General features: G+C 52.4%; 15 protein-coding genes. 6 read left to right on the forward strand and 9 right to left on the reverse strand.

What is annotated here, in order from left to right; all coding sequences use genetic code 11:
• Positions 1-120: 120 nt before the first annotated feature.
• From DESPODRAFT_RS08410 to DESPODRAFT_RS08425, 4 genes are read right to left on the reverse strand one after another with little or no spacing between them, the layout of a single operon-like run.
• Positions 121-5,949 (reverse strand): DEAD/DEAH box helicase, encoded by a 5,829-nt coding sequence (locus DESPODRAFT_RS08410; protein WP_004072855.1) that lies wholly within the window; start codon positions 5,947-5,949, stop codon positions 121-123.
• A gap of 5 nt (positions 5,950-5,954) precedes the next feature.
• Complete coding sequence (locus tag DESPODRAFT_RS08415; protein ID WP_004072856.1) at positions 5,955-7,223, reverse strand: BREX system ATP-binding domain-containing protein; 1,269 nt, start codon at positions 7,221-7,223, stop codon at positions 5,955-5,957.
• Positions 7,224-7,239: 16 nt separating this feature from the next.
• Positions 7,240-8,553, reverse strand: a complete 1,314-nt coding sequence (locus DESPODRAFT_RS08420) for a BREX system ATP-binding domain-containing protein (RefSeq protein ID WP_004072857.1) — start codon at positions 8,551-8,553, stop codon at positions 7,240-7,242.
• 14 nt (positions 8,554-8,567) lie between these two features.
• On the reverse strand, positions 8,568-9,404 hold the full coding sequence (locus tag DESPODRAFT_RS08425; RefSeq protein ID WP_004072858.1) for a hypothetical protein: 837 nt from the start codon (positions 9,402-9,404) through the stop codon (positions 8,568-8,570).
• Between the two features lie 228 nt (positions 9,405-9,632).
• Here DESPODRAFT_RS08425 and DESPODRAFT_RS08430 point away from each other — a divergent pair, with 228 nt between their 5' ends.
• The 4 genes from DESPODRAFT_RS08430 to DESPODRAFT_RS08445 all read left to right on the forward strand — a co-directional run bounded on the left by DESPODRAFT_RS08430 (position 9,633) and on the right by DESPODRAFT_RS08445 (position 14,208).
• Positions 9,633-10,277 (forward strand): arylesterase, encoded by a 645-nt coding sequence (locus tag DESPODRAFT_RS08430; RefSeq protein ID WP_004072859.1) that lies wholly within the window; start codon positions 9,633-9,635, stop codon positions 10,275-10,277.
• Positions 10,277-10,939 (forward strand): ABC transporter ATP-binding protein, encoded by a 663-nt coding sequence (locus DESPODRAFT_RS08435; protein ID WP_004072860.1) that lies wholly within the window; start codon positions 10,277-10,279, stop codon positions 10,937-10,939. Before DESPODRAFT_RS08430 ends, DESPODRAFT_RS08435 begins: the two co-directional genes overlap by 1 nt.
• Positions 10,939-13,500, forward strand: coding sequence for an ABC transporter permease (locus tag DESPODRAFT_RS08440; RefSeq protein ID WP_004072861.1), 2,562 nt, complete (start codon positions 10,939-10,941; stop codon positions 13,498-13,500). Before DESPODRAFT_RS08435 ends, DESPODRAFT_RS08440 begins: the two co-directional genes overlap by 1 nt.
• A gap of 165 nt (positions 13,501-13,665) precedes the next feature.
• Positions 13,666-14,208, forward strand: coding sequence for a hypothetical protein (locus DESPODRAFT_RS08445; RefSeq protein ID WP_004072862.1), 543 nt, complete (start codon positions 13,666-13,668; stop codon positions 14,206-14,208).
• A gap of 13 nt (positions 14,209-14,221) precedes the next feature.
• On the opposite strand, the gene cutA is transcribed toward DESPODRAFT_RS08445, so the two are convergent.
• From cutA to galE, 4 genes are all read right to left on the reverse strand, one after another.
• Positions 14,222-14,578, reverse strand: a complete 357-nt coding sequence (gene cutA, locus DESPODRAFT_RS08450; protein ID WP_004072863.1) for a divalent-cation tolerance protein CutA — start codon at positions 14,576-14,578, stop codon at positions 14,222-14,224.
• 89 nt (positions 14,579-14,667) lie between these two features.
• Entirely contained in the window at positions 14,668-14,886 is a 219-nt protein-coding gene (locus tag DESPODRAFT_RS08455; RefSeq protein WP_157488451.1) for a hypothetical protein, read from the reverse strand.
• A gap of 133 nt (positions 14,887-15,019) precedes the next feature.
• The gene (locus tag DESPODRAFT_RS08460; RefSeq protein WP_004072864.1) at positions 15,020-15,697 is read right to left on the reverse strand and encodes a HEAT repeat domain-containing protein; all 678 of its coding nucleotides are present in this window, start codon (positions 15,695-15,697) and stop codon (positions 15,020-15,022) included.
• An 11-nt stretch (positions 15,698-15,708) separates the two neighbouring features.
• Positions 15,709-16,725, reverse strand: a complete 1,017-nt coding sequence (gene galE, locus DESPODRAFT_RS08465) for a UDP-glucose 4-epimerase GalE (RefSeq protein ID WP_004072865.1) — start codon at positions 16,723-16,725, stop codon at positions 15,709-15,711.
• A 310-nt stretch (positions 16,726-17,035) separates the two neighbouring features.
• On the opposite strand from galE, the gene DESPODRAFT_RS22030 reads away from it, so the two are divergent.
• Positions 17,036-17,233, forward strand: a complete 198-nt coding sequence (locus DESPODRAFT_RS22030; RefSeq protein ID WP_004072867.1) for a hypothetical protein — start codon at positions 17,036-17,038, stop codon at positions 17,231-17,233.
• 84 nt (positions 17,234-17,317) lie between these two features.
• On the opposite strand, the gene DESPODRAFT_RS08475 is transcribed toward DESPODRAFT_RS22030, so the two are convergent.
• Positions 17,318-17,821: a MarR family winged helix-turn-helix transcriptional regulator gene (locus DESPODRAFT_RS08475; protein WP_004072868.1), complete on the reverse strand. Its 504-nt coding sequence runs from the start codon at positions 17,819-17,821 to the stop codon at positions 17,318-17,320.
• Positions 17,822-18,042: 221 nt separating this feature from the next.
• Here DESPODRAFT_RS08475 and DESPODRAFT_RS08480 point away from each other — a divergent pair, with 221 nt between their 5' ends.
• Positions 18,043-18,939 (forward strand): flagellar basal body-associated FliL family protein, encoded by an 897-nt coding sequence (locus DESPODRAFT_RS08480; protein WP_004072869.1) that lies wholly within the window; start codon positions 18,043-18,045, stop codon positions 18,937-18,939.
• Positions 18,940-18,941: the final 2 nt, after the last annotated feature.

Genomic DNA, 18,941 nt, shown 5'->3' on the forward strand with positions numbered 1-18,941 from the left:
CTTTTAGTGCCCATATTTTTCTCCTTCCACTTGTTGATAAGGTTAGGTAAGGATTCAAATCTGGAAATAATAGATGAAACAGTACCTTCAAAAGCACAAAACCGCAAGATCTTTTGGCTGTTATTCGACGGATATCTGTTGGGAAAAATGAAAAACCGCATTTTGTTCCCGGCAATGGGTCAGTAGTTGTTTAAAGCAGCAGTGTCTTGCCAGCAGGGCGTCTGAATCGGGAATGACCGAGAAAAAGGCCCGGCTGCCCACGATGACCAATTTTTTTCTGGCCCGGGTCATGGCTACATTGAGTCGGTTTGGGCTGTTTAAAAACTCGCTGGTCAGATGGTCCGGGTCCGAGGCGGTGAGGCCGAACAGGATAATGTCCCGCTCGGCACCCTGGATCCGTTCCACTGTGTCCACAAGGGGGAGGGGGGCAGGGGAATGATGTCCAAGGATTTTTCCCAGCCGTTGGAGGATGGCGTTGTTCTGGGCCCGGTGGGGGGTGATGATAGCCATCCGGTCCGGGGGGAGGCCGTGGCCCAGGATCAGGCGCCCGGTCAGGGCGGCCATCAGATCCGCCTCTACATCCGATTGCTGGGCGCATCCCTGGTGATCCGTTAATACCAGCGTAACAGGTTGTTCCGGATTCAGGATGTCGCTGAGGATCGGGTCGTCCCCTGTTGGATTGTATTTTTCGTCCAGAGAATCCAGGTAGAGCCGTGCATTTTCCACCGAAGGGTCTGGGCAAAGCCGGTTGTGGTACCAGCTTTTGGATGGAAATGCGCAGAGCTCCTTGTTCATCCGGTAGGTGATGTCCAGGGTGACCTGGCACTCTTCAGGATACAGATCCCGCATATTAGAGAGAATAGAGCGGTTCAAGCGCAGTGCGTTTCCATTGTCATCAGGTTCATGGGAATCATAATTGCCCATGATAATGGGAGGAAGCTGGTGGACATCGCCCAGGAAGAGGAAATTTCCCCTGCCGTAGATGAGACTCAGCAGGGCCTGGGGAACTGGAACCTGGGAGGCTTCGTCGAAAATGATCCAGTCCAGGGCAATGGGAAAGCCTTTATCCTTGCTGTTGAACAGGGAATAAAATCCGTATCCGGTGGCACCTAAAATCAGCCAGGACCGGTTTGGCAGATCCCGGGCGTCCTTTGTAAATTCCACCTCCATGGCGGTGGAATCGTCAAGGTCGGGTGTGCCGGATGCCGGCGTGTTTTCCTCCCCCCATTTCACGCAGTGGCCCGGAAAATGCCCCGGCAGATATTGGTTGACCAGTTGGACCACTTTTTTTAATACCGTGTCAATGGCCTGGTGGGTCAGGGCGCTGATGCCGATGCGCAGGGGCTTGCCGGCTTCATGGGCTTCAAGGATCAGGGCAATGATGATCCATCCCAGCAAATGGGTTTTTCCCGTGCCGGGCGGGCCCTGGATCATGGCGGTACGGTATTGGAAGGGGAGCATTAAAGCCTGCTGCTGGGAGCGGTTGAGGCTGTGGTTTTCCCGGGCCAGCCATTTTTCCACCCAGGTCGCAGATGCCGGTATCTGCCTTTCCAGGGCTGTCCCGGCCAGAAGCTGCTGGAGATGCAAATATCTGCTTTTTGAAAACAGGGTTTCAGATGCGTGGCGCAGTTTTTCCCGGTTCCAGTCATCCATATCTTCTTCAAGGGAGTAGTACAACGCTTTATTGAGATTTATCTTGCCGGACCGGGAAAGCAGCCCGATGTCACCGGCTTGGGTATCATATTCGACCATGACCACGGGAAAGCCGTTTTGCAGATCGGTCATGCCATGGGGCACCAGTTTAAGGAAATCCCCCTGGCGGAATTTGGCCGGCCGGGTCTGGTCTGTGGGTCTGAAGATATTGATGAAGCGCCCGGAGCTGTCCAGCCGGGTCTGGTGAAATTTCAGGTACCCCAGGGACCTGAACCGCAGCATCCGTTCTTCCAGGGGCTGTTCCTGGAGCATCATGATATCTGCCTCTTTCAGGCGTTGTTCCTCCTGGATAAATGTTGTATACGGCCAGGCCTTTTTATCTCCATGACTGCGGGACGGCCATTCCCTGATCCACCGGCTTTGCAGCCGGGACACGGCGGTCTGGTAAAGGTCTGCCATGAGCGCCAGGCAATTTTTTACTTCGGCTGCCGCCTGGTTTATATCGCTGATGAATCCGCTGTTGTGGTGAAACAGGGTAGGTGGCGGTGCAGGCAGGGTCCTGCATTTGAAGATGCGGCCCAGGGTATATAGAGATGCTGTGCCCGGCGCGGGCATATAAAAATGAGCGGTCAGGACCTTTTGAATATCCGTCCAGGAGGAGGGTTGGGTTTGGTCGAGAAATTCACAGGATGCTCTTTGTGCCTCTCCGAGCCATTGATTCAGAGCTGCGGGTGTCTGGGGGCCGAAATGGAAAATATGGGGGCCCTGGCCGACATGGATGCTCTCTTCCCACAACCGCGCCAATTGCCTTAAAAAGGTTTGTCGGACTGCCTGGCGCTCCTGGTTGGTTTCCATGCGCCATACATGTGATTCAACAATTGTACTGCCGTTTGTATCCAGAACCTGCCATCCCAGGACCCGGGGCAGGTTGTCCAGGGGATCTTTTTCCAGGTGGATGAAAATTGCCCGGGAGAGGTTGGCCGGGAAGCGGTGGGTCTTTTTTTTGTGGCAGCAGATGCGGCCGGTTAAAAAGGCATCACACCATCCCAATAATTTTTTCTGCTGTCCCGGGGAGAGGCGAAGGGTCTCTTTTTTAAGGGCACCGGACAGCTGTTCAAGACTGGTGATCTCCATCTGCTGCAGGGCAGCCAGTTCGCCTCTGGTTAATTTGGGCAGGAACCGTATCTCCTCATGGGCCAGGGCATGGTGGTAGCAGCCGGGGAATCCGGAACAGGCTGTGCAAAGGCTTTGAAGCCTGTAATCTGCATGGGGCGGCAGGCCGGAAAGCACATGGCCAAGGTGGTGCAGGAGCGTGGGCAGGGCCGCAAGGTATGGGATTAAATCAAATTCATGGATCTGATACGGTTCTGTTATCCGCACGTCACCCAATGGTGGCGGGGTAATGATGAATCCTTTGCGGGAGACCCGGGCAGGCAGGTTGCAGCGGTCAATAATTTGTTCCAGTGCCAGGGCATAAAAGGCCACCTGCCATTTATGGTGGTATCCTGGTTTTTGGCTGCGTTTGATATCCCCGGCTTCAATGATTGCCTGTCCGTCTTTGCCCGGGGAAAGTTTCAGAAGATCCGGGATGCCGATACCTCTGATATGGGGGAATTGATGGATGGGCGTTTCTGTCTTGAGATAGCACTGAGACAGCCATATCGGCCGGGCGTTTTCCGGATCACTGCCGGCCAGTTGCTGGATTGTTTGTTTTAGGAGCTTAACCGAAGGGAGCCACCGGGGCTGGCCGGTGGCTGGAGGTTCCGGCACAGCCAGGTGGTTCCCCTGTTGTTTAAGGGCAACCAGCACGGCCTGTTCATGTCGGACGCCCTGTTCCCGGACAAGGGCCATGACATCGTCCTCTTCTTGTACGGGATGGGCCAAGCCAAGGTATGAGAGACAGAATCTGCGATCACACTGGCCGTGGAAAATATAATCACTGACCATGGTGGCGGCCAGAGCGCGGGCGTCGGCCCGGTCTGGGTCCAGGCCGGGAGCCTGCCATACGGGGGATAAAAAGGGTGATGCTTTCGGCGTTTTTGCCGTCTGTTTTTCTTGGAACAAAAGCGCTGCTCCGGCTTCCATCTCAAAGTCTGGAGATTGCTCGACGGCCATGGGTAAAGGTTGGCACAGGTCTGCCATATCCCCGGAAACAATATCCGAACCCAGTTCAAGATACCGGGCAAAGGTATCGGCAACCCGTTGATCAAAGAGAAAATCCGCTACCTCTTCCACCATCTGTGGTCTGGGCAGGGTCCGCCAGAAAATACTCAGGGGAATCAGACTGCGCAGCACTTTGAAATGAGCGGAGACCCAGGTGTGGAAGGCCTTTTTTTCAACGGGCAGGTTCAGTTTTTGAAAGTCAATCCAGCGGTCGCATTCCACTCCGGTTTCGCTGGAGGCCACCTCCAGGTCCTCATCCTGGAAATGGTCCCGGATGGCCCATTCCAACACCAGATTGCCGGCGGACCCCAGAAAGGTGCAAAAGTGAAATCTTGCCCGGGTCCCCGGAACCACCTCAATCCCGTTGGCCAGCGTCACCCGGTTCTCGAAATATGAGCATTCCCGGCGGAATAATTTCTGGGTCCGGGCCATAAGGCCGCTGTCCCGGGGCAGGGTGCCGGTGCCCAGGATGCGCCCCATAGCCTGGGCCGTTTCCCAGGAGACATGTGCCCCCAGCCCTACCCATACCAGGGCCTTATCATCCTTTTTCATGGCCGGCCGGGCCGTGACCTTGCCGGGATCACCTTCATCAATCTTCAGGATTTTAAGGCGCCGGCCCGAAAGATAAACCCGATCCCCCACCTCCATCTGGTCAACAATGGATTGGGGGATGTCGGCAATGGATTCCATCTCCACTTCAAGGATGTATTCCTTTTCGCTTTCCGGAAAGTTTCCCCAGATTTTATACGCCATGAAATGGTTCCGGTACTGCCATCCGCCCCGGATCAGGCCGGGTCGCCCAGTCCGTTGATCGGTTCGTCTCAGCCAGCCCTTTTTTTCAAGGGCCTCGAAAATATCCGGCAGCAGGTGCTTGCGGTCCGGAAACAGGGCCTTCAGGGCGTTGAGGGAAATTTCTTTTTTTTCATATAGGCAGGAGATGACCTGCTGGCTCAACACACTGGGCAGGGCTTTGGGGGACGGGGCCTCGATTTTTCCCCGGCGGCCCAGCTCCAGCAGGGCAAGAAAGCGGATTACCTGGTTGCCCGCGGATTCCCCGGTGGTGATACCCCAGAAATTGATGGATTGCCCCCGGCGGTTTGCCCGGCCGATGCGCTGGAGAAAGGCCGACACCGAGCCCGGGGGCTCGTAAAGGAGTACCGCATCCACATCCCCCACATCAATGCCCAGCTCCAGGGTGGAGGTGGCAATGCACAGGGCATGGGGATTTTTCCGGAATCGGTCTTCCGCTTTTTTTCTTTCCTTTGCCTTGAGGTTGGAATAGTGCAGCTCGGTGACCTCCCTGAATACCCCGCTGCGCCGGACAATGCCGGAAAGCCGGTCGCAGGCCGACCGGCTGTTGCAGAACATAAGAATTTTTCGATACGCCCATTCCCGGTACAGATCATTGAGCAGGGCGGGCAGCTCGGTATCCTCTTTTCTCAGGTGGAGAAGCCGGGCCTGAATCTGCCGGTCCGCACCGGCCGAGATGGCCGTGGCGCCGGGCCTGAAATTGAAAAAATCCATGACCTCTGGGATGTCGGCAATGGTGGCGGACATGGCAATTTTCTGTATGGGCGTGCCGGTTCTTCGTTCCAGGCGGGTGAACAGATAGGCCAGGTGTCGGCCCCGGTACTGGTGGACCAGGGGATGGACTTCGTCGATGATCACGGTGCCTACCCGGGCCAGAAAGGCTTTGAGGCCGGCATTGCCGCTGCCCAGCATCACATCCAGGGATTCCGGGGTGGTGAACATGATGTCCGGTCGCTGGGTTCCCCCCTTTTTGATGTCCCCGGTGCGGATGGCCAGGATCAGGCTCAACCGCTCGGTGATGATGGGCTCAAACCGGCGCATGAGGTCCTTGGCCAGGGCCCGGGTGGGAATAATGTATAAAACCCCGTGGGCACGACCAGAGGTGATGACCCGTTCCAGGGCCGGGGCCAGGACGGCCTCGCTTTTGCCCGAGCCGGTGGCTGCCTGGACGATGAGGTCCCGGCCTTCAAGGATGGGGGCGATGGCCTCCGTCTGGACCGGCCGCAGGCCGACAAAGGTCCCGTAAAAAGGTCGGAAGGTGTTGGGGAGCCTTAAAAGGGGATCGGGCAGGAGGTCGGATGGCGGATCAGTGACCTGCAGCATGGGAATCAGCAGGGCGTTTTTTGCTGTTCCAGATCCAGCTGGTTGACCAACAGCCTCAATTTCATCCTGGATTCGGCCCCTTTGTTTTGGGAGAGAATCTGCATCATTTCCCTGGATAGTTCAGTGGATCGTCCAGCAGCTTCCGGCTTCCACCCGTAGGCCCGTGCGTGGAGGATTTTAAGCTTGTCCGATAGCGTCTCCCATTCACCTGAAGACAAGTCCTGGAGAGAATGGATATTGATCCCTTTCCAGGCCTTGTGGTAATTGCGGGCAAAGCAGGGGATGTCGTCGGTCGGCTGGTCGGTTTTCCGGCGTCCGCCGGGTCTGCGGGTCCGGTCCCAGGGTTCGGTTTCAACCAGGGTGAAAAAATCATGGGTAAAGGCAAATACCGGGAAAAATCCCTGTGCGGGGTTTTCCGGGCAGAAGATCTCATGGAGCAGATCATAGCTTTTGCTGCGGCTGGTGATGCGGGTCTGGCCGATGGATTCCCCTTCGTCAAAGAGCAGGACCCATCCCCCGTATCCCATATCCTTGAACAACCGCGCCAGTCCTTTTATCATGCCCAGATATTCCTTGGGTTCATGGCAGGCCAGGGAGCCGCCTTTGTAAAAGTCCACTTCCCGGTAATGGAAGACCGCGCCAAGCTTCTGGGCCGGGATCTCTTTGCCCATGAGGGCATTTTTCAGTGCCCAGGAAAAGGATCGGGGCTGAAACCGGGCATGTTTTTTCAGTTTTTGTTTGCTGGCCGGAATATCCATGTTCTTGTTGGCCATGGCCGCCAGGATGGCCCGGAATCGGTGGGGCATGTCGCCGGGAATAAAATCGTTGATGGATTTATCTTTGTTTTCCGGCCGGGCCAGCCATTGGGCGGCTGTTTCCTTCCACAGCGTTGCCAGGCTGGTTTCCCCATTGGGAAAGACCATGGCCCCCATCAGGGCCCGGTAAACGGCTTTGAAGTCGTGGAAGGGTATCTGCCGCGGGTCCAGGTTAATATAGCTGACCACAAAATTATTTTCCAGGGCCCGCTGTTTTAAATAGGTGAGGCTGTGTGATTTGCCCTGGCCGTATGCGCCGCAGATGCAGAGGTGGTGAGAGGTTCCCTTGTTCAGGGCTGCAGCCCCCCGGTCAAAGAGCTGGTTGAGCTTTTCTTCCCCGGAGGTGAGCCATTGAACCCCCATGGGATCGAACAGGCCCTCCCTGAGGCGCTCCACGGCCCTGCGGAGATGGAAATTTTCAGTGCCGTTCATCTTCTCGTTAAATGCCTTTTCATCCATGGTGTTCATCCCGATTTTAAGAATCCCAGGTGGGTTCCATCTGTTTCATCTTTTCCGCTTCCATCTCTTTCCGGGTCTCGACCATTTGCCGGGCCATGTCCATCTCCTCCGGTGACTGGCCCTGTTCGGCCAGGTCCAGAACACCGATGAGCTGTTTAATAAAAAGCCGCACCTCGCTGATGACCCCCATTTTTTTTTGATTGATGCAGATATCTTCGATGACCTTGTCCGTGACCAATTCTTGGGGTGACCAGCGGTAGGCGATGCCGTGCAGAGAGAGCAGGCACCGGCCCAGGTCCACCAGTTCTTCGGTTTGAAGCGGTGTCTGGTGAATATCCACAAGGACGCCCCGGTAGTTGAGGCGTTTGGCGTCACCCATGGATGCCCCGATGGACCGCACCCGGCTCCACAGGGCATCGTAGGATTTAAATCCTTTTTCCGATACCAGGACGTCCGGGATGATGGAAAAAAAGATGTGAAGGTATTGGGCGGTCTCGCTGTTGTCGATGAAAAGGCGGACATTTTCGTAGGCGGCATTGCGCACCGATGCACTCATGGCCACCACGGTCTCCATTTCGTCCATGAGCAGGATTAAGCCCTGGTGCCCGAACCGCCGTAAAAACAGGATCAGGGAATTCATCAGCTGCCGGGCATTGGTCTTGGTCAGGTATTCATAAACCTGGAAAGGCTTGAGTTCGCGTTTGGTCACTTTGCCGCCGTCAAACCAGTGCATGAGAATTTCCCGGTCTGCCTTTCGGGTCTCCTCATTCTCCCCTTCTTCCATGGGGGCAAACCGGTTGCTCACCAGGGCGGCCAGTGCATTGGCAAAGTTGATATCCATGTCCGGGATATCCCTGAGTTCTTCGGCCAGGGCCGTACATTTTTCTGTGGCGGCGTCTGCCTTGGCGCCTTGGAATTCCGGTGACAGTGCGTCCAGCCAGGCGGTCAGCAGATTCCGGATGCCCACGCCGTCAAAATTGCCCTGGAGCTGCCGGACAATGGACTGGTAAACGGTTTCAAATTTGTGGATGGGCACATCCCGGGTCAGGACCACAAAAGAGACGGCAAATCCTTTTTCCATGGCCAGATGCCGGACCACGGACATGAAATGGGTTTTACCGTCTCCGTAATCCCCGCTGATGAACCGCACCTTGGCCCCGCCCTGAGCAATGTAATTTTCCAGGTCGTCTTCGATATAAGAGAGCCATTTCTGCCGACCCACGGTAAATACCGGCACATATTCCACAGGCACACTGCCCTTGCGCAGCTCTTCGATAATGGATCTGGCCTGGAAGGGTTCGAGTTCTTTGAGGGCGTCCAATGATATCATGGCCGGAAGATCCTTTAAGGTTTATGAAAAGAGATGGCGGTGATCTGGCGCAGTTCCCCCTGGGTGTCCAGGAGCCACAGGGCCTTGTTCCGACCCGGGGTGAGTTGAAGTTCGTACCCTTGGGACGTGCCGCCGATGCCCGCCTGGTAGTACCGCCACAGGTCCACGGAAAATTGGTCCAGGCTGTAGCCTTTGAATTTTCCCTTGTCCATATCCTGGAAAAAGGTTTTGGACTGCATATCGATCACATAGGCCAGGTAAAATTGTTGCATGGGAACGGGACGGCCGGCGGACAGATCTTCTTTTTCAAGGAGTTTCAGGTAGACCCTGCACAGGGAATCAATGAATTCCCGCGGATCATAGGGCGTATCATACAATTGCTTCTTGAGCCGGACCACCATGGCCATGATCCGCCTGGGATCAATGGATTTGAGTACCTTTTTGTTGATTTTCGTGGCGCGGCTGGCAAAATCAATCTCCCCGGTGATGCCCTTTAAGACCGTGAATCTGGGAAAATTCATCTCCATTTCAAGACCGGCTTCTTCGCATTGCCGGGTCAGGTCTTCGATAAGATCCATGCGGTACTGCTCAACCTTTTCATCGGCATAGGCTCCCAGGGTTTCAAATACCGGGGCGCAGCTTTTCAACGTGTCGTCCTCGCATATATCGCCGGCCAGTTTGCTTTTAAGCAGTTCATCCAGTTGGAGAAAGTCATCTCTTTCCGCACACCGGATGCACTGTTTGATCAACTCGGCTTTTTTCTGTTTCTGGTTCAGGTCCCGCTGAAAGGGCTGGAGGATCTTTTTTAAATCCTTTTGAGCATCCTCAAGAAATTCATTGGTTTCCGGCATTTGACTCCTCGTTTGTTTTTAAATTTTAATTGGCCTATTTTCTACACTGGTGCCGAAAAAACTTCAATGGTTAAAAGCCTGTTCAAAAATTAATGACATCATTTCTGATTAAACCATGAAGAACATGAAGGACATGAAGATTGCTTTTTTTGTATATATTCTTCATGCTCTTCATGTTCTTCATGGTAAAATAAAAAATTTAGTGCTTAATTTAATTTGGAAGTAAGTATGAAAAAACGATATGTAACAGTCCTGCTGGTTTTAATGGTCTGGGGTGGTTTTATGCCGGGTATTTTTCGGTCAGCATGGGGAAGTCCAAAAATAAAAATCCTGTTCCTGGGGGATTCCATTACCGCCGGATACGGGGTTGCTCAGGAGGAGTCCTATCCGGCCTTGTTGGGGCAGAAACTTGAATCGTTGGGGATTCATCATGTTGAGATCATCAACGGCAGCATCAGCGGTTCGACTACGGCCAGTGCCCTTTCCCGGCTTAAATGGTTCCGGAACGCATCTCCTGATGTTCTGATACTGGCCCTGGGGGCCAATGACGGCTTAAGGGGCCTGTCCGTGGAAAATATGGAAGAGAACCTGGGCAGGGCTATTTCATTTGCAAAAAACAGCAACATGGATGTCATCCTGGCCGGCATGCAGATTCCCCCCAATTACGGGCCGGAATATGCCGATGATTTCAAACAGGTTTTTATCACACTGGCCGATCTCCACGGAGTTGTTCTGATTCCTTTTCTCCTGGACGGGGTAGGGGGCAGGGCGAATATGAACCAGCCCGACGGGATTCATCCCAACCGGGAAGGCCATCAACAGATCGCAAAAACCGTATTCCCTTTTATTTTAAAACAGATTGAGGAGCCGTGATGGGGCTGGAAATTAATCATCTTTGCAAGTCTTTTTATTCTCCGGGAACCGGTATGATCCAGGTTCTCAATGATGTGAACCTCCAGGTCAGGCCCGGCCGGACCTATGCTGTCGTGGGCCAGTCCGGCTCCGGCAAGACCACCCTTTTGTCCCTGATTGCCGGTCTGGACAGCCCGGACAGCGGTGATATCATCCTGGACGGCGAAAACCTCTCCTTCATGAATGAAGACCGGCTGGCCCGGTTCCGGGCAGAGAAAATCGGGATTATTTTCCAGCAGTTTCACCTTATGCCCCATTTGACGGCACAGGAGAACATCAGTCTGCCTTTGGAAATCCTCAAGGCCCCGGACATTGAAAAACAAACCCGTGCCATGCTGGAAATGGTTGATCTCACCCACCGGCGTCACCACCTGCCCGGCACCTTGTCCGGCGGAGAATGCCAGCGGGTCGCCATTGCCCGTGCCTTGATCATCAAACCCTCCCTGATCCTGGCCGACGAACCCACAGGTAATCTGGATACGGCCACCGGCGAAACAGTGGCTGATCTGCTGTTTAATCTGGTGGAAACCGAAAACAAAAGCCTGATCCTGGTGACCCATAATCCTTCCCTGGCCGGCCGCTGCCGCAGTACATTCACCCTTGAACGCGGGGTGCTGTCCTGATGTTTTGGATACGCACGGCGTTCAGGGAATTGATCACTCACAAGGGGTTTTCCCTGTTTTTCATCCTGAACCTGGCCCTGGGACTGGCCGGGTTTATCGCCATCCAGTCCTTCCGGGAGTCCCTGGATCGCCACATGGATGACAATCTCAAAGAAATTCTCACCGCCGACCTGGTGCTGATTTCCTATGATTCCCTGACACCGCAGGAAATGCATCAGGCAGAGCGGATACTTGCCGGATACCTGGATAAGGCGCGGATGGTCACGTTTTTTTCCATGGCCCGGGCAGATGACCGCTCCAGGTTGGTCAGGGTTATGGCCATGGACGAAGCCTACCCCCTGTACGGGGGCTTCACGTTTGAAGGAGAGACCAGTTCAAAAGATATCCAGGGCAACCCCGGGCTGTTTATGACCCGGGACACGGCTCGGGCCCTTGGGATCAAGACCGATGCCCACCGTGGAAAAGCGGTGAAGTTGGGAGAAAAAAACTTTTTGATCCGGGACTTTTTCAAGGATGATCCGGACAAGAACCTGACCGGGTTTGAATTGGCCCCCAAGGTTTATATGGGCCTGGACCAGCTGGCCGGGACCGGGTTGATCCGGTTTGGCAGCCGGGTCCGGTATATGTATTACTATCGATTCGAACCGGGAGTAAATCTGGAAGGAAAAATCCGTGACATCAAACAGCATTTTTATGATCCGGTCCGGAATCAGCCCCGGCTTAATGTCCATGATGCCCGGGACGTCAACCAGCGGCTGGGCAGTCTCAGCCGGTATTTTACCCGGTACATGGGCCTGGTCAGTATCATTGCACTGTTCCTGGCCGGCATGGTGGCGGCCTATCTTTTCAGGGGATTTTTAACTTTGAAATCAAAGGAAATGGCCATTTTGATGGCCGTGGGGGCGGTCCGTAAACATATTTATTTTTATGTGAGCTGCCAACTCATGTTCCTGGGCATAGTTTCAGCCATCCTGGCGGTGATCATTTCCATGCTGCTTCTGCCGGTTTTCCCCGTGATTTTCAAGGACCTGATTCCGGCTCATCTGAACCTGAGGGTCTCCTTTGAAACCCTGGCTGCTGCCCTGGCTGTGGGTATAGCCGGCAGTCTGGTGTTTTGTCTGCCCCTGTTTGTCACGATTTTCAGTATCCGTCCCCTGACCCTGCTTCAGGAGAATTCCGTGACAGCCCGGTTCTCAAAACGCAAAATCCTGTGGCAGGCATTGTCATTTGTGCCGGTCATCGCAGCGCTTTTCCTGATGTCAGTGATGGTGTCCGGGAGCATGGCCGACGGAACCCTGTTTGCCGGCGGGTTTATTCTGGCTTTGGGCATGTTTTCCCTGGTCGGCGGCCTGGTGTTTTGGGGATGCCGTTTTCCGGCTGCGTCACGGCAGATCCCGGTGAAGATTGCTTTCCGGAACCTGTTCCGCAACAAGTGGTCGTCCCTGTCCTGTTTTGTCACCATTGCCATGGGCGTGTTCCTGATTGCCATTGTCCCCCAGGTCCGCAAAGGCCTGGAAACCGAGATTATCCGGCCAAAAGGATTGAAAATCCCGGTATTGTTCCTGGCCGATATCCAGGAAGAGCAAAAAGCGCCCCTGATCCGGTTCATGGAAACGCAGGAGGGCGAGCTGGCCCGGATTTCCCCCATGGTCCGGGGACGAATCAAGACCGTGAACCAACAGCCCTTTTACGGGCCCAATGATAGATCCGATAAAAGGGCCAGGGGCCGGCGGCTGGAGTTTATTTTTTCTTTTCGCAAAACCCTTGATGCGTCCGAAAAGGTGGTCCAGGGACGGCCCATCTCTCAAACCCCATGGGAATTCGGCAGCAACACACCATTTGAAATTTCCATGGAACGCTCCTTTGCCGACCGCCATGAAATAAAGATCGGTGACGCGCTGGAAGTGGATATCCAGGGGATTTCCCTGACCGGGAAAGTGGTCAACCTGCGCCAGGTAAAATGGGCCAGCTTCCAGCCCAATTTTTTCATGCTGTTCCAGGACGGGGTGCTCAACGACGCGCCCAAAACCTATGTGGCCAGCATTTCCAACCTGGTCCAGTCCCGCCGCCATGAATTAAAAAATAGAATTGTAGACCGGTTTTCCAATATTTCCGTCATTGATGTGACCCAGACAGCCCAGACCATCCTGGGTGTGACCGACCGCCTCTCCCTGTCCGTGAAATTCATGGCCTGGCTGGCTATTGCCGCAGGACTTTTATCTATATTTTCTATTTCCCGGCATCAGGCCTTTAAAAACCGGAACCAGATCAACCTGCTCAAGGTCCTGGGTACGGATTTTAACACCCTGGGGCTCATTACCCTGCTGGAGTCCGGATTTATCGGGTTTTCGGCAGGAATTACGGCCTTGTGCCTGAGTGTCGCGGTCTCCTTTGGGATCTCCTGGTATTTTTTTGACAGCCTGTGGCAGCTGGACGGGGGAACCCTTTTCCTGATCCTGTGTCTCTCAACGGTGACCTGCATGGCTACCGGCCTTGGGGCGGCATGGCAGGTCATGAAGGGCCGGCCGGTTGAGCTGCTGGGTCAAGGGTACTCAAAATAGTGTCTATGTGTAACTTGTTGGAACTTTCATATAACCCCTATGTCCTAGCGGACACAACAAAAGATATGAGTTTTGAGTAATGAGTAGTGAGAAAAACAACTTGCTTTCATTCTCACTACTCAAAACTCACTACTCACTACTTGCATATAAAAAGGATAATCAGAAATGACGACGGCATGTGTAAGAAAAATATTGCCCAATGTTAAGGATTTTAAAACGTTCTGGAAAAAACAAGGTCCTTTTCGGTACGCACTGACAAGCAAGGAGTATCCACCTGTGCTGCTGGAACCCGAAGAGTGGATATTTGGCCAGGATAAACAGGCGATTATTAAAGAGCTGATGCAGTTCTCCCGTATGAAGATGTTCTTTGCACCGGCGCCGTTCAACCCGGACAATAAAAACATCCTGCGTCCTGATGATATCTGTGCCTGGAAGATTGTCCATTTTCCGGAACCCTGGAATGCCATGATATGCGACGGGTTCCTGCCCGAAGGCCAGCTTACCCGGGCTGTGGTGGATGAGTGCGTCAGGCTGGGCCTTGCCGAGGATGAATCAGGGATTGAACAGGCTTTTTTCAGTCTGCTGGAAAGGCAGCTGGATTGCATGGGCTATGTATGGCTGCCGCCCCGGGGGAACGCACAAACCGCCTTTATTCATGAATACCTGGAGGCGTGGCTCAAGGATGAGGAAGAGGCCGGGCTATTGTAGTGTTTTGTAAGTATCAATCTTGTTTTGCATGCCATTCGTTATCCGCTACCGACGCAGGGCCCACTTGTGCCCTGATCCAGTCCAGAAATGCGTTATTGCCGTCAAGTACATCCAATCCAACGATACAGGGACAATCATAGCTATGCATGCCCTTCACCGCCTCCACCAGGTCAGGCAAACAATCCGCACGGGTTTTTGCAATCATCACCACCTCGCGCTCTTCCTGAAGGGTTCCCTTCCATTCATAAACCGAACGCATACCGTCAATGATGTTTACACAGGCGGCCAACCGCCGTTGAACCAATGTTCTTGCTATTTGTGACGCTTCGTCCATATTTTCGGCTGTCATGTATACAAATCTGATTTCCATCCGTTCCTCCATTTAGTAATTGGCGGTATCCAACTAATTGAAGACCTGATCCTGCTGCCCATGTTTCTTCAACATTTTATCTGCGGTCCTTACGGGGTTATTGCCTGGACAAGCATCGGGTCCGAAATCCGTCCGGCCTGGGTTCGTAAACGATCGGTAACAGCGGATGTCTTTGGAATTTGCCGTGCATAGGCGATGTAGCTGTGTCGATACTGGTCGAGGATCAGCTTGATCCCACTGCGCTTGGAAAACTCCATTTCCAAGATCTGCGTAAGGGATGCCCAGATCCCGTCCGGAGGCCTCAACAATCGTGTACCTGGCCGTGGAAGCGGCATATAGTAAATCTGTTCGAATAGCGGATCCTTGTGCGAGTATACTCCATAGACCGATGAATTGCTCAATAAATAACAAGTATAAATTCTGTATCAATAAAAAAATAAATTAACAATCATTTTGTGCATTTTGTGCCGGTGTTATCAAGTCTTTTACTTTAGTGCCGGATTCGATTTTTTTTGCCTTTTCCCGGGGCTGGGACACAGGAGGCATTTTTTGTTTACCCTTTAAAAAAGTAAGGGCATTCAGGATGTCCGAATCGCATTTATCGGTTTGTGCAATTTTTTCCAGTCGATGCAAGGCTTTATTCGTGCCGATACGTTCCATGGCCGTAACCGCTTCTCTGCGCAGTTCAGAATCATCATAGAAAACAAATTCCGCCAGGTCATCAACGAGAAATTCCATGCCAAGTCTGCCGGCGGCCCGGAAAATGTCCTTGAGCAGTGCCTTGTCTGTCTCTTTGCTCAAAATATGTTTGATTAAATGGGTTATGGGGCCGGGATGATCCGGATTGGTGTGGTTGATCAGGATCATGGAGAATTTAAAATTAATATGTGCCCTGTCCATGGTGAGTTGATACAGACGTGGGCGAAGAGGGTGCGTGGGCTCCATGGTGTTCATAAGAAAGAATAAAATATCATAAGCAACATTGTCCGGGGCCGGGGCAAGTCGTTCAATCATGGCCTGCTGCTGGTCTTCATCAAGGCTTAAAATCTGTGACAGGGTATCTGAATTTATCTGCCCTGTTTTGAGTATCCTTTCAAATTCCGACATAAATGACGCCATAGCTATTCTCCTTATGAGTCATATCCTTTGGGATTTTTTTGTTGCCAGTGCCATGCATCTTTGCACATATCCTCAATGTCCAGGACGGCTTTCCAGCCAAGTTCGCGCTCGGCTTTAGACGGGTCGGCCCAGCATGCGGCAATGTCGCCCGGCCTGCGGGGGGCTATTTGGTACGGGATGTTTTGTCCGCAGGCCTTTTCAAACCCTTTAATCATCTCAATCACGGAATACCCCCGGCCGGTGCCAAGATTGTAAATACCCACACCCGGCGTTTCCATGAGTCTGGGAAGACAGCAGATATGTCCTTTGGCAAGGTCGGTGACGTGGATGAAATCCCGCACACCCGTGCCGTCCGGGGTATCGTAATCATCTCCGAAAACATTGACCCGGGGCAATTGCCCTATGGCCACCCGGGCCACATAAGGCATCAGATTGTTGGGAATCTCCCTGGGATCTTCGCCAATATCTCCGGACGAATGTGCCCCCACCGGGTTGAAATACCGCAGCAGGGTAATGTGCCATTTGGGGTCGGCCGTGTAAAGATCGGACAGAATTTCTTCAATCATCAGTTTGGTTCTGCCGTAGGGGTTGGTTACGGACAAAGGAAAGTCTTCGGTAATGGGCAGGCGTGCCGGGTTGCCGTAAACCGTGGCGGATGAGGAAAAGACAATGGCGGTTACACCCGATTTTTCCATGGCAGCAATCAGGTTCAGGGTGCCGGTGATATTGTTGTGGTAATAGCGCAGGGGTTGCGAAACCGATTCCCCCACAGCCTTAAGCCCTGCAAAGTGGATCACGGCCTCAATATCTTGATGGGCCTTGAACACGGCATGAATCCCTGTTTCATCCAGCAAATCTGTTTGAAAAAATGCAAGATCTTTTCCCGTAATATTTTTGACCCGGTCAAGAGCCTTGGCGGAGGAGTTGACAAGATTATCGAGTACCACCACGTCATGGCCCTGGTTCAACAGTTCAACGCAGGTATGGCTGCCGATATATCCGGCACCGCCAGTGACAAGAATTTTCATTGGAATTCCTTATAAGATCTGAACGTTATCTTTAATAAATCTGAGGTCCAAAGCGAATGTGACAAAAGCATAGTATGTTACAAATGAATCAAAAAGGCAAGTTCCAGGCATTGACACGCAATAATGTGTGGTTAACTTTTTCAATACAGGCAACAGCCTGGTAATCCATACACTGAAAAAAGGAGTATTTTTAATGATTGCACTTTCAGATGCTGCAAAAACGCAGATTGATAACTATTTTGAGGGGAAAGAACCCACCCCCATCCGGATTTTTCTCAACTCAGGCGGCTGAGCGGGTCCGTCTCTTGCAATGGCTCTGGATGAGCCTAAGGACAGCGACGACCTCTTTGACGTTAAAGGGCTTAAATTCGTAGTAGACAAAGAGTTTATGGAAAGAGCACAGACGATTGAAATTGATTTCAATGGTATGGGCTTCAGCCTTAATTCCGGCCTTGATCTGGGCCAGGGAGGCAAATGCGGGGGATGCTCAGGCGGAACCTGCGGGTAAACCAGACCAAGCCATGGCTGTTATTAAAAAGGCGTCTTTGCACGGAAAAAAGCAAAAGACGCCTTTTTAGTCTTTTTATTTTTCCTAATCGTTTGTGTTGTGCCGGATGGGACCTGTAAGCAGGATGGGGGGCGCCTCCAACTTGTCTGCAGCCATAAGGCTCACCACCCGCTTAAAGGCGGTTATGATCATCATCTGCTCCCAGTCTTCAATATCGGAAAATTGCTGTGTGAATGTCTCCTGGAGCAGAGGCGGCAGGTTTTTGATGATATCCTGACCTTTTTCCGTGAGAAAAAGACTGACAGCCCGCCTGTCATCCTCTCTTTTTTTTCTGGCAATGTATCCACGGCTCTCAAGGCGCTTGGTGATATCTGTTACGGTTGCCTGGCTTAAGCTTGTGGCCCGGGATAACGGGGTAATGGAAATCTGGCCATGGGCGGAAATTTCCTTGAGTACAATAAGCTGGGGGCCTGTTAGACCAAATTCTTTGTTCAGTTTTCTGGAATGAATGTCAACCGCCTGGATGATTTTACGAATTGATATCAAAAGGGTTTGACATCTTTGGTTGCTGAGTTCTGTTACGGCCATGATTATTTATTTATCTTGTGTCTGTGTTATTTATTATTAAAATTTGGATTGATGATATTCAGTTTTTAAGGCTTAAATATGGTATTGTATACCATTGTTCACGCAGGAGGCAAGCACAATGGTTTTTGTCTTGGTTGACCCGTAAACCTCGACCATGGTAGCCTGTGCGGTCATAAGAAAAAATTTAACGTATTCCAATGTTAATTTTTCGGGGAAATGTCATGGAACAACAGGTTAAAGAAGTGATTTTGAACAGATGTGCTGCTGTCTGCGCCGTCATGGTCATGGTCCTTGTCTGTATTGCAGGGTGCGGCGGAGCAAAAGAAAAGAAGGATACGGATCTGGTCCCCGGTAACTGGATTTACTACCGGAACCGCACCTATATTCTCACCGCCATGGATATGAAAGGCACATGGACATCGTCGGTCAGAATTGCAGATGTGACCTCTAAAATTGTTGATTCCAGGGGAACGGCCGGCGGAACCTGGCATTTGGACGAAGGACAGCTCATTTTTACCGTCGAGGCGTCAGATATCGAAGATGTCTGGAAAAAGAATGACACCCGTTTTTACAAGGTGCTTGAACTCAGCAAGCATCTCATGGTCCTTGAGGGCGAAAACGGCCGCAAGGAGGAATGGAAGAAAACAGTGCCCCAGAAGGGAAAAGAGGGTTCAGGTGCTCTTAATCCCATTGTTTCCATGGCGCCGTATGCTGTTAATCTGGACAAACATTCATCCAATGTTCAGGACCGCTACCTGTGTCTGAGCATGCATTTGGAACTTATGGAACTGATGCCGGAGCAGCCGGTGCCCCAATTTCATCCCAGGGCCAGGGATGCCGCCATCATCTATCTGTCTTCTTTGACCTATGATGATGTCTCTGATTTTGATCGCATCAAGATTCAGAAAGAAAAGGTCAAGGATGTACTCAACCCATATATGGAAGGGTTGATTAAAGAAGTCGTCATTGATCATGTGGTTGTCGCCGTTTCCGCAGCCAAGGTGGAGGAATTTATGATTGAACACAGGGCTGCACCAAGCAAGGAAGGGCCGGTTGAAGGAGAAGGGGCAGGGACCGGTGAAGAAGGCGCAGAAAAAGAGAACCCAAAGGCATCCTGACA

Origin of the sequence: Desulfobacter postgatei 2ac9, from assembly GCF_000233695.2 — a bacterium.
Taxonomy (GTDB): Bacteria; Desulfobacterota; Desulfobacteria; order Desulfobacterales; family Desulfobacteraceae; genus Desulfobacter; species Desulfobacter postgatei.

Bases quoted from the DNA above. Each gene is read 5' to 3' on its own strand.
- DESPODRAFT_RS08420 (WP_004072857.1), bottom strand. From the start codon at position 8,553: ATGATATCATTGGACGCCCTCAAAGAACTCGAACCCTTCCAGGCCAGA.
- DESPODRAFT_RS08460 (WP_004072864.1), bottom strand. From the start codon at position 15,697: ATGGCGTCATTTATGTCGGAATTTGAAAGGATACTCAAAACAGGGCAG.
- cutA (WP_004072863.1), bottom strand. From the start codon at position 14,578: ATGGAAATCAGATTTGTATACATGACAGCCGAAAATATGGACGAAGCG.
- DESPODRAFT_RS08425 (WP_004072858.1), bottom strand. From the start codon at position 9,404: ATGCCGGAAACCAATGAATTTCTTGAGGATGCTCAAAAGGATTTAAAA.
- DESPODRAFT_RS08475 (WP_004072868.1), bottom strand. From the start codon at position 17,821: ATGGCCGTAACAGAACTCAGCAACCAAAGATGTCAAACCCTTTTGATA.
- DESPODRAFT_RS08440 (WP_004072861.1), top strand. From the start codon at position 10,939: ATGTTTTGGATACGCACGGCGTTCAGGGAATTGATCACTCACAAGGGG.
- DESPODRAFT_RS08435 (WP_004072860.1), top strand. From the start codon at position 10,277: ATGGGGCTGGAAATTAATCATCTTTGCAAGTCTTTTTATTCTCCGGGA.
- DESPODRAFT_RS08415 (WP_004072856.1), bottom strand. From the start codon at position 7,223: ATGGATGAAAAGGCATTTAACGAGAAGATGAACGGCACTGAAAATTTC.
- galE (WP_004072865.1), bottom strand. From the start codon at position 16,725: ATGAAAATTCTTGTCACTGGCGGTGCCGGATATATCGGCAGCCATACC.
- DESPODRAFT_RS22030 (WP_004072867.1), top strand. From the start codon at position 17,036: ATGGCTCTGGATGAGCCTAAGGACAGCGACGACCTCTTTGACGTTAAA.
- DESPODRAFT_RS08445 (WP_004072862.1), top strand. From the start codon at position 13,666: ATGACGACGGCATGTGTAAGAAAAATATTGCCCAATGTTAAGGATTTT.
- DESPODRAFT_RS08430 (WP_004072859.1), top strand. From the start codon at position 9,633: ATGAAAAAACGATATGTAACAGTCCTGCTGGTTTTAATGGTCTGGGGT.
- DESPODRAFT_RS08480 (WP_004072869.1), top strand. From the start codon at position 18,043: ATGGAACAACAGGTTAAAGAAGTGATTTTGAACAGATGTGCTGCTGTC.
- DESPODRAFT_RS08410 (WP_004072855.1), bottom strand. From the start codon at position 5,949: ATGCTGCAGGTCACTGATCCGCCATCCGACCTCCTGCCCGATCCCCTT.